At 46.7% G+C, this 12,021-nt stretch carries 13 protein-coding genes and 1 pseudogene; all 14 read right to left on the bottom strand.

Annotated elements, in window-relative coordinates; all coding sequences use genetic code 11:
- Positions 1-183 precede the first annotated feature (183 nt).
- Complete coding sequence (locus BM346_RS10095; RefSeq protein WP_092011687.1) at positions 184-486, bottom strand: CopG family antitoxin; 303 nt, start codon at positions 484-486, stop codon at positions 184-186.
- A gap of 1 nt (position 487) precedes the next feature.
- Positions 488-760: a BrnT family toxin gene (locus tag BM346_RS10090; RefSeq protein WP_092011684.1), complete on the bottom strand. Its 273-nt coding sequence runs from the start codon at positions 758-760 to the stop codon at positions 488-490.
- 125 nt (positions 761-885) lie between these two features.
- A pseudogene (locus BM346_RS10085) lies at positions 886-1,275 on the bottom strand (SDR family oxidoreductase); the annotation flags it as partial.
- Positions 1,215-1,460, bottom strand: coding sequence for a hypothetical protein (locus BM346_RS18095; RefSeq protein ID WP_167812575.1), 246 nt, complete (start codon positions 1,458-1,460; stop codon positions 1,215-1,217). The pseudogene BM346_RS10085 and the gene BM346_RS18095, both read right to left, overlap by 61 nt.
- 119 nt (positions 1,461-1,579) lie before the next feature.
- The gene (locus tag BM346_RS10080) at positions 1,580-1,867 is read right to left on the bottom strand and encodes a HigA family addiction module antitoxin (RefSeq protein ID WP_092011680.1); all 288 of its coding nucleotides are present in this window, start codon (positions 1,865-1,867) and stop codon (positions 1,580-1,582) included.
- A gap of 10 nt (positions 1,868-1,877) precedes the next feature.
- A complete protein-coding gene (locus BM346_RS10075; RefSeq protein ID WP_092011677.1) occupies positions 1,878-2,156 on the bottom strand; it encodes a type II toxin-antitoxin system RelE/ParE family toxin in 279 nt (92 codons plus the stop codon).
- Between the two features lie 120 nt (positions 2,157-2,276).
- Entirely contained in the window at positions 2,277-2,585 is a 309-nt protein-coding gene (locus BM346_RS10070) for a hypothetical protein (protein WP_175510255.1), read from the bottom strand.
- A gap of 62 nt (positions 2,586-2,647) precedes the next feature.
- Positions 2,648-3,322, bottom strand: coding sequence for a hypothetical protein (locus BM346_RS10065; RefSeq protein WP_092011672.1), 675 nt, complete (start codon positions 3,320-3,322; stop codon positions 2,648-2,650).
- A gap of 68 nt (positions 3,323-3,390) precedes the next feature.
- Positions 3,391-4,392, bottom strand: coding sequence for a hypothetical protein (locus BM346_RS10060; protein ID WP_139229932.1), 1,002 nt, complete (start codon positions 4,390-4,392; stop codon positions 3,391-3,393).
- 119 nt (positions 4,393-4,511) lie between these two features.
- A complete protein-coding gene (locus BM346_RS10055) occupies positions 4,512-4,934 on the bottom strand; it encodes a hypothetical protein (protein ID WP_092011666.1) in 423 nt (140 codons plus the stop codon).
- Between the two features lie 122 nt (positions 4,935-5,056).
- The gene (locus BM346_RS10050) at positions 5,057-6,727 is read right to left on the bottom strand and encodes an AAA family ATPase (protein WP_092011663.1); all 1,671 of its coding nucleotides are present in this window, start codon (positions 6,725-6,727) and stop codon (positions 5,057-5,059) included.
- Positions 6,728-8,229: 1,502 nt separating this feature from the next.
- Positions 8,230-8,694, bottom strand: coding sequence for a GNAT family N-acetyltransferase (locus BM346_RS10035; RefSeq protein ID WP_092011653.1), 465 nt, complete (start codon positions 8,692-8,694; stop codon positions 8,230-8,232).
- A 99-nt stretch (positions 8,695-8,793) separates the two neighbouring features.
- The gene (locus tag BM346_RS10030; RefSeq protein WP_092011649.1) at positions 8,794-10,479 is read right to left on the bottom strand and encodes a P-loop NTPase family protein; all 1,686 of its coding nucleotides are present in this window, start codon (positions 10,477-10,479) and stop codon (positions 8,794-8,796) included.
- Positions 10,480-10,586: 107 nt separating this feature from the next.
- Entirely contained in the window at positions 10,587-11,705 is a 1,119-nt protein-coding gene (locus BM346_RS10025) for a restriction endonuclease (RefSeq protein ID WP_092011647.1), read from the bottom strand.
- Positions 11,706-12,021 lie beyond the last annotated feature (316 nt).

The raw sequence follows: 12,021 nt of genomic DNA, 5'->3' as shown, positions 1-12,021 counted from the left end.
TTTCCGGATTGGCTGCCAACCAGGCAAAGAGCGCATTCCGTTCCTCCTCAGTCCAGATCTTTCTGGCATCTGCTTCGAATGTAGGAGTTTCGATGATGGTGAACATGACGACCAATATACGTCATTGACGGACTTTTGCAAGATGGCGGGTGGAGGGGTTAACGCAGAAGGCAGCGGCTCGCGTTAGCGCTTCCGCTGGCCTGACTTGTTAGCAGAGATGTCCTTGAGGCTGCCGGAGACATACTTGTGCAGGACACTGGAAACCAGGGTCTGGTAAGGAAGTCCCTCTTCCAGCGCCCGACGTTGAAGTGCCTCGAGGTCGCGACTGGAGATACGTATATTGATCCGCTTGTCTTTCTTGAACGTGTCTTCCGCTGCCCTCGTCAGGTACTCCCGACGATCGGCATCCAGATCTGACTCGAACTCCCCGGATTCGTATGCCTCCAGCAGCTCTTGCTCTTCGGGATCTAATTTGGTCTTGGCCATGCTACCCCCCTAGAAATTTCTTGGTGGCCTTGCGACTGGGAATGACGGTCTTGAGAACGATTTCGCTATCATTCTCGACGTACGGCACCAGCCAGGCGTAATCGTCAATCCGAACTACAAGCAGGCGTTGATTCGGATACTTGTCCCTGTTGGGGTGAGGTCCATCATCAAGTAAACCACCAGACTGAAGAGCAAAAAGGACATCTTCGAAGGAAACTCCGCGCTCGCTCATCAGCTGCTGGTTCTTTTCAGCATTCCAGTTAATTTGCTTCATGGGACGAGTCTAGCAGAGTGTGTGCCTATTGGCATCTTGCTAACGCTCGCAGCATGCGCGGCTTTGGAAGGGAGCCGAAGGCGCAATGGAAAGAGCGTCGCCGTGCCTGCGATTGTTAGGCATTTTCATCTCCCACCCGCGACGTCAAGCAGAGCGCCAGTTGAGTAAGAGGCATCTTCCGAAAGCAACCAAAGGATAGCTCTGGCCACTTCTTCAGCGCTGCCACCATGTTGCATGGGTACTGACCCTTTCACCGGATCCACCCGGTCCGGCTCACCGCCGCTGGCATGAATATCCGTATAGATAACCCCCGGGCGCACGGCGTTGACCCGGATTCCTTCGGAGGCGACCTCTTTTGCCAGACCGGGGGTAAAGGTGTCGATGGCACCTTTCGACGCAGCATAGTCCACATACTCATTTGGAGAGCCAAGCCGGGACGCAGCCGAGGAGAGATTCACAATAACGCCGCGCGCACCACCATTTTTGCTAGATATGCGGCGGACAGCTTCACGTGCACGTACGACTGGAAATACTCTGCCAACTGAGACCGTGAGTTGAAAACATTGCAAACATCGCCAGGCCCTTTAGCCATATAAGGAAGGCTGAACTTGGTGGCCACACGATCACCGTCAAAGCTCGAAAATGCCGCGCCAAAATCTTCGAAAAACTCCTTTACGGTGGGGTCCTTTCCTTCACCCATGTAGACCTATCTCCTTGGTGTGCTTGGAATTCACCACATAACGCCCACCATCACCTGTGGCGAAACCGCAGCAAAGCGGAGGTTTTGGCATCCGGCGCATGGCCTGGTTATGTGCTGCTTCAAGCTGCAACAAGCTTCTTCACGTTGAGCTCTTTGCGATGCTGTTCAGCGTGCCAGAGTTCATATTGGGACTGCTGATTCAGCCAGCTTTCTGCCGAAGTATTGAAAGCGATAGAAAGCCGGATTGCCATTTCCGGACTGATACCGGCCTTGCCATTCAATACGGCACTCAGCGTTTTTCGGCTAACGCCCAATGCCTCTGCCGCCGCCGTGACAGAGAGGCCAAGGGGCTCAAGACAAAGCTCTCGCAGTACTTCGCCCGGGTGCGGAGGGTTGTGCATTAACATTGGCGGTACCTCAGTGATAATCCTCGTAGTTCACAATCTCGGCATCTCCCTCTTCGAACCGGAAAGTCACTCGCCAGTTACCGCTGACGGTCACCGACCAGATTCCGGCCCGGCTGCCAGAGAGTTCGTGCAAGCGAAGACCGGGTAAGTCCATGTCTTTGGCATTCGCCGCTGCATTCAATCTACCGAGAATGAGCCGAAGCCTCTTTTCGTGAGCGGCCTGAATCCCTGCTGTGCTGCCGGATTTGAAAAATTTTGCCAAGCCCTTGTGTTTGAAGCTTCGAATCATTTCTTGAGTGTACCCTGTAACGTATCAGGTGTCAAAGCGTTATAGCGCCAGCCATAAGCGGCGCCCTGTCAAGGGCGTCCGGTGGAGGGCCATCGGCCCGGAACGACCTTAATGGCCTTGTTATGAGTTGGTGTCATAAATACGACCAGCTCCTTCCCAGCCATTGGCTTTTGCTTGGTCGATCAGAAAGGCCATGTCCAAATCGTAGCCGTCGGCTATTTCAACTTCTGAGGAGTCGATATGACAGCGGAACTCCTGATCTAATGCTGACCAAACCACAGATACCACGGGATCAGTGGCTCCCTCTCTCTCCGCCAATCGCAGACCTATAAATGGCACAAACGGCAGCGTCATTCGCTTACCGAACGATGCCGCTTTCGAACCATCAAGACTATGAATAGTCAGTGAAAAATGAACACTGTATTCCATATCAATACTCATAACGCTTGCAGCAGGGGCGCGACGTCAGGAGCGTCCCTTGCCTGCTTTGGTTAGGTAAACGGTGCAGGATCATCTTGAATGAGCTGCCTTCCAAGGTCACGTGCCGCTTCTTCCAAAGCTGTTAACGCTCTCAAAACTTCCTGGTAATACTCAGAGTATCGGTCTAGGTGAGCAGCGTTGGGAATTGGTAACGGAACTCCCTGCGACCTCTGATCTACAAGGTACTTCATGCCCTCTACCAACCATTTTTGGAATTCCGCATGGGCAATTTGGAATTGTGCATGTACCTGATCAAACTCAGGAAAGTAGAGCTTTTGAAGCATGGTAGCGGTCGAGAATGCGGATTTGTCGTAATCAACCTTCGAGTTGAAAAGCTTCTCATTCATTTCCCTTGATAAATTTTCCGATGCTTCGATTGCCTTAGCTACGTAACATTCAAGTTTTTCACGGCGAAGGGTTTCAATGGCATGTCGCCTATTGAGAGTATGATCCAACTTACCCCGAATCGACTCCGTGATCTCTGTAGTGTCTTTCAACTGCTGTTTGATTAAATTAAAGTCCGCTGCAATCGCTTTGTGCTCGCCTCTCCTACCAAAATAAGAGCTGAGGAAAGCACCAACTGCGCCCGAGACCAAGGTGAGCAGGCCAATAGAAAGGAAGTACGGCCAAGAGCGACTCAGGGTCTCTGACGATATGGCCGAAGCCAACGCCTGAATATCATCCATGTGTATTCTTACCTAACGCTTGCAGCATGCGCGCCTCTGTAGTGGAGGGGAAGCCGTGACTGGCGTGGTTAGTTTTCGGATTCAGGGGAAGACAATTTAATGCTAAATAACAGCCTGGTAGATCTAATAAAACGATCACAGGTTTCTTTATTAGCATCATCCATTTTTCCCATGTGAACGTACGAATTCCTTCTACTCATTAGCGAAGAGATTTCGCTTGTTAATTTTTTGTACTCCGACAACCTATCCGCAGGAACCAAGCCCTTAAAAAATTTGCTCACAAAGCGATTAATATTGGCTTCTTCTATATAAGTTTTTAGCTCAGAGTGGGTACTTTCAGGAATAAACTCAAAGACGGAGTACCTAAGGTATATTTCACATGCCATCGCCAGTTCGAGGATAGCCTTTTCATATTGCTCGTTTTTCGTCGATGTTTCAGCATCTTGCAGAAACCGCAGATGCATGGGAATGTCTTCGCCGATAACCAATCTCTCTGAAGCTTTTTCCCAATGCTCTTTCGTTACTTCTTTATGCAATTGAATTCTGATTACCGTAGTGCCAGCCCAAACTCTGTGGCTGCTCGAAGACTCTAAAATATATGTCGACCAACCCGAATCCGGCCCGCTAATTTCAGGTTGACCAATCAACGAGTAGTCAGTTGCCCAACGGAGTACACCTAACCAGTATTGGAATGCCCTATCGGCAACTTCAGAATACTGTTCACAAATATCATCAACAGCTTTGGTCTGTTCTTCGGAAAAAAATTGAAATTGTTTCGGTGGCTTTTCCAAAGCTTCGGATGGGACGCTTAGCCGATTCTTAACATCGATCTCAACATCAACTTTTAGAACTTCGTAATTGATAGGCTCACCGGTATCGGCCCTCCGAGTTGAGGTGGCTGCAACGTTGTCATATCTTTCGTCTCTGTCAGCTTGATCCTTCTGAGGAAGCCTAATCGAGACGTTGTACCCATGAAAATCAAATTCATGCGCTAAGCCCATAACATCCGCCGAGACATTAAAATTCGTCACCAAAAAACGGGTCCATGTTCTAGCTGATATCTCTGGCATTTCTTAAACCTACTCTAGAAAACTAACGCCAATATTCAGCGGCGACCTTTGCACCGCGAAGCGGAGAAAAGGGCGTCCGGTGGAGGCCCATCAGGGCCGGAACGAACTGGAATGAATGGTTAGGCGTCGTTTGCACTGTGCCTCCGTAATCCCCAGATGGACAACGCCACAGCGACTAGCGAGGTAATTGCAACGCTAATGAGCAACACGGCAACAGTCGCCTCTGCCCAAGAGTCGGCTTTCGCGCCCGATGATGCCAATGGCGTCATTTGCCCTGCGCCGGTAAAAGCACCAATTAGGCAGCCTAGCCAATTGGCATAACTGGAATACACCCAGCCCCAGTACATAACGAGAAACTGCCGGGCCGATAGGCTGAATGCACTCCAGATGGCGCCGATCCCGATGAGTAGCACTCCACTCAGAATGCCGATTGTATGTGCGGACAGTCCAAGTCTCGGAATTTGCATAGCAGGAAGCAATAAGCCGGTCACCAAAGCAATCAAGATCAGGATAAACCCGTGTCGAATGATGCTTGGATTCATTTTTACGGTCTCCTCTTAGAGACGCCTAACGCCTGCAGCACGTGCGGCTTTGTAGTGGAGGCGAAGGCGCAACGAAAAAGCCGTCACAGTGCCTGCAATTGTTAGGCTTTGAAGGATTCTCATTATTGTTTTGCCAGATTTTTATGGAGCGAACTTAATGCAGAATCTATCACTTGGAAAACATTAATGAAGCGACTAGCCCAATCGAGACTATTGTCGGCCTCTGCGAAAGATATTAGCTTGGCCTGCATTTGTGATTTCTTACTATCCTTTACCTTAAATGGCTCAAGTTCACCACCTGCGTCAACTGCGAATGAATCGAACCACGAGGCGTGCTCTTCATAGATATTTGTAATCCAGTCGTCAGGAAAGAGCCCTTCAATAGCAAACCGTGAGCGCACTGAGACAAAATTCTTATTGGCTTCGAACGGAATTGATCTTTGCCCAAAATAGGCCTGAAGATCTCTTCTCTCTTTTTCTCCCGCGTCGTCGCCATCGAATACAGCCACACACGCATACTCTTGCCGAATGAACTGATATGTTGCCCTGAGGAAACCCGATAAGTGTTTGACGCCGCCGAAGTCTTCAAACTTTGATTGCCGAACAAATGGAAGAGGGTAAGTCTCATCTGGCAGATTATCGAGCACCCACCCAAATATCTCGCGGTCTGTAGGCCCTTCCACAAATATATTAAAGAGAGCCAAGTTGTAAAAATCACCAAACTTTATTCCGAGCGCGCATCTGATAGCAGATACGGCCTCGGAGAATGTTTTATAACTTTCAACTTCCGTTCGATTCTTTGAGTTAAGGCGAGTACCACTTACATAATTCGGATCTTGAGGTACGAACGCCATTGAGTGGGTGGTTTTGATAACAGTTGCATCTTTGGCTAAGTTCTCTAGAATCGAATTGCAATTACCGGCAAGATCTGGATGCAAATACGATTCTGGCTCTTCGAGTAACCATAAAACCTCTCTACCCTCTGATTTTTCTTGTTTAGTTATCCATCGAAAGGCTGCTAGAAGCGCTGTAGACTGAATCCCCATTCCTTTTTCATGTATTGGTGTCTTTTGGGGATCAGAGATCATAAAGTCAAAGCCAGAAACCAAAGCTTCGATAGATTGGCCCGGCAGAGAGAAGCTAGCTTCGTATTCCGAAAGCTTGGCACTTTTCAGCTCGGTATTTAGCGCGTCCGCGGCTTCATCTAGGCTTTGATTGATTTCTGAAAGGTGCGGCTCGATTACCTTTGACACCTTACGGCGGAGAAAAGGCGTCAGGAGTTCGAGGTAAATTTGATCAATACTCTTGGCAGAGGGTACATAATGAAGACTAAACATCCCTATTATACGGTTAAGAAGGGCTATGTGAGTTCGGGAGTATTGCGCTGCCTGTGCGCCTGGCTTAGGTCGTTTGATGTTAGGGAAGAAGCTGTATACCGGGGTGTCCGTATCGGTGAAGTAAAGTGTCAGATTGAGATGGCTGCTGGTTCTCGTAGTTCCCTGTAACTCATGGAGCTCATCGACGCTATCGTAGATTTCTTTTTCCGTTTCAGGGTCGCCGTCAAATGTCGCAGTAATACTTGTTCGGGCTTTACCTACACCAAATGTGAGATCGTTCTCACGCGTATACCCATATGAGTTTGCTTGACCTGTAAATAAAACCTGAATTGCCCTTAAAAGATTGGTCTTCCCAGAATTATTAGGCCCAACCAGAGTCATCCTACCGGGGACTGGAAAGTGTTGTTCAGCTTCAATTGATCGAAAATTACGTACTCGAATTTCAATTAGTTTCATTATTATTCCGTTAACTCAAAATTTCTGCCTAACGCCCGCCATAAGCGGCCGAGTGAAACGAGGTCCGGCGCACAACGTGCGCGTACTTAATGGCTTGGTTATGAGTTTTATCCACGTGCTTTCCTTATGGTCTTGGCTGCCAACGTCAGCACCAGTCCGACAGCTACATACATTGCAACGCTTAAAGATAGGCTCACCGACCAAACATACATTACATTCAATGTGCTAGCTGGCTGATTCGTATCCAATGCCATCAGGACTATTGCGCTTGGCCAAAGCGCCATTATCAGCTCATCTGGAAGCGACATTAGATGATTAGCCATTATCAATGTCGCCGGGATTGCTAGCCCAGCGATAGCCCACTTAAACAAGTAACTCTTCATGCTAACCTTAACTCATAACGTCTGAGCTAAGCGGCGCGGCTTTGCCGCGTCCGGTGGAGCGCGAAGCGCGGAACGAACTTGAGCGACTTGTTAGCCATTAGTCGTCAGTTACTACTATTCTTCAGCAACCTTTTCCATCGTTGCTGCCGATAGCGATAAAATCCATGTGCGAACACCCAGATAAGCAGGGTTAAGAATCCCGCCCGAATTTCTACTTCGTCGCTATAGCTAACCAAACCCGGTTTTGTCTCCTGAAAAGAGATTTTGTGATTCCAAACTGGTGCTAGCAGCCCCCTCTCACGGCTCCAGATGATGTTTTCCTCTGTATCAATCTTTACGAGTTGGATCGTGTGCCGCCCTAAAGGGATGAATTTTAGGAAATAAAGCTTTAACGGATAATCCCGACCTAACTCCCATTCGCTGTCAAACGCTCCAGGCTCGATAGGCGAGAAGGTAAGTATAGGCCACGCCACGTATTGGAGAGACTCTGGCTTGGTAATCTGTTGCCATAGTTCACTCTCTGTGCACGCAAAGTGAGTGGAAATCCGCGCAATCATTCTTCGATTCCGTTCCTTTGGGGCTAACGCTATAGCTCAGCGGACGCGTCAGCGTTCCGCTGCAGCGCATGGTTAGGTGTCCGAATTGAGGCTACAGCCTCCTCGGGATGTGTTCGTACTGCGATGGTCTTGGCTCCCTGGCTGTATGCCTTTGCGATTCGGTGTACTCCATCGAGAATCCATCTCCGACCGCCCCAGATCAGCATATCTATTGGAAATGAAACATCTGCTTCGTTGATACGGCTCATTTGGTGAGGAAATCGTTCAGGCCGGCTCAGTACGCCCATAGGGCTTACGTCAAATAGCATTCCCTGTCCTGGCACGGAGGACCATAGTGGCAACTGGAGCAAATAGGTATATCTAGTAATTGGGTCATCTTCCGTCGGCGCGTAAAGGGCCCACACAGCAGCCACATCCCAATCGAACGGAAGTAAGTGATCTTTTAGTACTGTAGGTACGAGCTTCCGCATACCCTGACACCTAACGCTGATGGTAACCGGCGCCGGAGCGCAGCGGAGGGAACCAAAAGCGGTACGCTTTTGGCGTCCGGTTGACCGCCTTGTTACATGGTGATTCGATAGTATCGGCCATGCTCTCCATCCTTAGATCCGCTATGTGTGGCCTGCCAACCCAATTTTTCAGCTACCCTTTTGCTGGCAGCATTTTCATCCGCAATGAAAACCTGGACGGTCTCTAAATCAATATCCGAGGCCAGCTTTTCAACTGCCAACTCACACGCCCGGACAGCTATGCCGCTACCCCAAAACTCTGACCTGATGAAGTATCCAAAATCTAGAACGCCATCTATTTGTTTAACCCCGCAGAACCCTATGAATTCATCAGTATCTGCCTCTGCGACAGCGAACCGGGCCGGATGAGCGAGCGCTCTTTCGAACCATGAACCCGCCTCATTTTCAGCCAGAGCGCGGCGGGGCCCAAGAAACCTCATTACCTTAGGATCACGAAGCATGGCTACTACAGCCGCTTTATCTTGGTGTTGAAGATCCCTCAGTTTCACCGCAGTCATAAGCCTGGATTCACCATGTAACGCTTGCAGCACGCGCGCCCATGGAATGGAGCCAAAGGCGCAATGTAATGGGCGTCGCTGTGCCTGCATTGGTTATGATCAGTCATCCACTTTAACCCCAAACTTTGAAACTCGCCTCCGGTTCAGCGTGCTCTCTTTTCCAATTTTTATTAAAGCGTTTCGAGCGTTCTCTGAAACTTGTCTTTCTTTATCACCGATATTGCCGATGCGGAAAAATTGCAAACAAACCTCAACATAACGACCTAGCTGCGGGCCTTTAGTGCCTTTGAAAAGTGTGTAGAAATCGTCCACAGATGCCCGTGATAGAACTTCAATATCAGATCGATTCCATCCGTTCGCGCCAACTAAGCTGCTGACAACGTCTTCTAAAGAGCGATTATCAACGGCTTTACTTGCAATCTCGTCAAATCTTTGAATTATTATTTTATCCTGAATATCGTCTGAAAATGGGTACATCTCAAGATTAAGAGATTTTGGATTCCCTTCCCTCTCTGCAACATAAAGTTCAATTAGTTCATCAGCCTTATCACCATGCCCCAAATCACGAAGAAGTCCTACTGTGCCATTTAGGTTAAGGGGACTTATGTATTTTGAGCTTTTCTTGAAACCCTCATACAAAGCGTTAACTAGCTCTTCTTCATTATCATCAAACGTATTATGGTATTTTTCCCAAGCTTGCTTGAACGAGCCCTCTACTTTGTCTGCGACTATTTTTTGATTGAGACTCTCAGCTTCAGAAATAAGCTTAGACTCATCATAAAACCCCCTAACCACTGCATCAGCTATCTCTAAATCAAACTCATCACAGTTTTGAAAATCATAAGAACGTAACAAAGAATTCCACTTCTTCTCTTTGTCACTTTCTTCATCTTTTCCAAGGCCCCAGAGTGAATATCCGATATGCCGGACATAGTCTATAGACGGAATCGAACTATCGTCTCTTTGAAAGTGGCAGAGCGCGAACAGCACGAGGCTATGTATGGCTTGATGGGTAACTTCGGCCTCGTAATCTTTGAGAAGAGGAGCTACAGATCTGGAAAGGTACAGCATTTTCCTAATTATTCTTATGTTGCTTACACCTAAACTTAATACATTTTTCTTTAAAATATCCAAATATTCAAAATCTTCATTAAGAGCTATCTCGCTACATTCATCTGAGGTAGGAGAGAACAGAACATCAAAGTCAATCACCTTTTCGCGATATCGATCTAACTGTTCACTCTCATTTTTTTCGAAGGAATCTTCGTTGAGTATAAGAACGACCTTGCAGTCTCTTTGTTCTTTTAGCAAAGAAACTAAACCCAAAACATCACGTATTTTTAGATCATCCCCCTTTCGCTCTAGATCATCAATGCAAATAATCGTGTTTTTCAAGGAGAGAAATGAAACAGCTTCGAGAGCAAGAGAAACGTTTTTAACATATGGCAGCCCTTGGATAACCCTAATTGACTTTCTTCCAAGGGACTTTCCTAAGGTTTCTGTACTTTTCCTAAAAGTTTCAATGCTCGGCTTGTGATCAATTGCCTCAATATCGACAACTTGTTCAAACATTGCAAATTTCAGGCTATCGAGGGAATTGATACCGAAGAGAGAAACATAGGAATAGCGTTCCAAGCCAACTGCATTGCGATGTGCAGCGTCAACCAAAAATTGATTCCACGTAAACGTTTTTCCTACGCCCCATTTCCCTCGAATTGCGAGAACTTCAGGAGTCGTGTTGCCGAGAAATTTATCTATCTGTCTATGAACTAATTTGATCGACACAAGAGTCCCTCCTTAAGATCATAACGCTCTGGCTTTGCGGCGCACCAGAGCGCCAGCGTCGGTGAAAAGCGTATTTAATGGCTTGGTTATGTGATGTGCATCTTGAGCTACCGACAATTCGCCATCCATTCTTTTAACTTAATGAAATCGATCAAACTTAGTTGGTGCCTAAACTTCTCTGAGAACTCAACAGCATCTGGTGAGTAATATGAAGACGTAATCATTATTCCCGCAGTAACACGATCGGCGGAAATAGTGCCAACTAACTCTCGAACAAGATTTACTCCAACCGGGTTTGTCGGAGCATATCTTTTACACTCAACATAGTACATAAAATTGCCAATATCGACGTGACTGGCAATTATCAGATCTTTTCCGCCATCCCTGGTCGCTTTTGTCAGGTCTACTTGATAGCCACGTTTCACCATCAATTCTGCCACCATTTCTTCAAACTGTCGCGGCGATAAATGGTACATGGCATCTGGGTTATATTTCATTCTTTCCAGAATACTCTGGTTTACAACTCGAATATCACTAGAAACCTGTATAAACTCAGGCGTTTGCTCAATGTTGGAAACGGCTCTACCATCAAAAAAACTTTGATAGTTTATATTTTGAGTGATTAGCTCAAGAATTGAGCTAAGATCATACTTGTTTTCATTAATGTAGTTGGCAACCAACTTTAATAAGTAAGGGTTTCCTTGAGTCATCCTTGATATTTTAACTAGATCTTTTTCCGGTAGTTTTCTTGAGAGGAAGTTCAATAAGAACCGAACAGACTCATCGCTTGGCAATACTTCAAGATGGATATGTTCAGCGGGCTCAAATTTATCTAAGAAATTTTTGAATGCACCCACAAGAATAAATTGTTTGCGAGGGTAACGATTTATAAAATCAGTTATCTTACCTTCAAGCGATAGTGTTATATCCAGACTCAGATCTTCGATTATTACTAGTTCAATATCATTTTCAACAGGTGGAAACTCTTCGTCAGATCGAAGAATAGAGACAACTTCAGTTTTATTATTTAATTTTCCACTATGCACCCTTAAAAAGGCATTCCACAAGGATGTTTTCCCGGTTGCATTATTGCCAGATATGGCAACTACCTTATCTTTTTTTTCAAAAATAGATCTCTTGAGTAAATCTAACTCTCTAGCTCTACCAATAAACAGCTGATTTTTAAGATGAGCATCGAAATTCCAAAACCTATCTGGTGCTTTCATCTAGCATATTTCTCTGTAGATTTGATCACATAACATTTGTATATAAGTCGCCATGACCGTTTTTCCCGCGACCCATATCTCAATTTATAATTTTTCGAAACTATGCAAAATGTCCTCGTAAGTCAATCAGTTCCCGGACTTCGGTCACTTTTTGGTCAAAGAAAAATGATCAGAAAGATCACTTCCCCTGGTTTCGCCTAAGTACGTAATGGTCTGATAGATATAGGAAAAGTTTGGAAATTTGGAAGGCTGCCTGGATCATGGTCACGGCGACCGTTTTTCCAGTTGTCATGATTTTCTTCTCTGCATAGACTGT

Origin of the sequence: Marinobacter daqiaonensis, assembly GCF_900115285.1 — a bacterium.
GTDB lineage: Bacteria > Pseudomonadota > Gammaproteobacteria > Pseudomonadales > Oleiphilaceae > Marinobacter > Marinobacter daqiaonensis.
The sequence above is the reverse complement of the archived record's forward strand: the minus strand, read 5'-3'. Positions and strand labels throughout refer to the sequence as shown.

Coding starts and splice junctions, on each gene's coding strand:
- BM346_RS10035 (WP_092011653.1), bottom strand. CDS start 8,694: ATGACTGCGGTGAAACTGAGGGATCTTCAACACCAAGATAAAGCGGCT.
- BM346_RS10055 (WP_092011666.1), bottom strand. CDS start 4,934: ATGAATCCAAGCATCATTCGACACGGGTTTATCCTGATCTTGATTGCT.
- BM346_RS10060 (WP_139229932.1), bottom strand. CDS start 4,392: ATGCCAGAGATATCAGCTAGAACATGGACCCGTTTTTTGGTGACGAAT.
- BM346_RS10065 (WP_092011672.1), bottom strand. CDS start 3,322: ATGGATGATATTCAGGCGTTGGCTTCGGCCATATCGTCAGAGACCCTG.
- BM346_RS10080 (WP_092011680.1), bottom strand. CDS start 1,867: ATGTTAATGCACAACCCTCCGCACCCGGGCGAAGTACTGCGAGAGCTT.
- BM346_RS10090 (WP_092011684.1), bottom strand. CDS start 760: ATGAAGCAAATTAACTGGAATGCTGAAAAGAACCAGCAGCTGATGAGC.
- BM346_RS10050 (WP_092011663.1), bottom strand. CDS start 6,727: ATGAAACTAATTGAAATTCGAGTACGTAATTTTCGATCAATTGAAGCT.
- BM346_RS10070 (WP_175510255.1), bottom strand. CDS start 2,585: ATGGAATACAGTGTTCATTTTTCACTGACTATTCATAGTCTTGATGGT.
- BM346_RS10025 (WP_092011647.1), bottom strand. CDS start 11,705: ATGAAAGCACCAGATAGGTTTTGGAATTTCGATGCTCATCTTAAAAAT.
- BM346_RS10075 (WP_092011677.1), bottom strand. CDS start 2,156: ATGATTCGAAGCTTCAAACACAAGGGCTTGGCAAAATTTTTCAAATCC.
- BM346_RS10095 (WP_092011687.1), bottom strand. CDS start 486: ATGGCCAAGACCAAATTAGATCCCGAAGAGCAAGAGCTGCTGGAGGCA.
- BM346_RS18095 (WP_167812575.1), bottom strand. CDS start 1,460: ATGGGTGAAGGAAAGGACCCCACCGTAAAGGAGTTTTTCGAAGATTTT.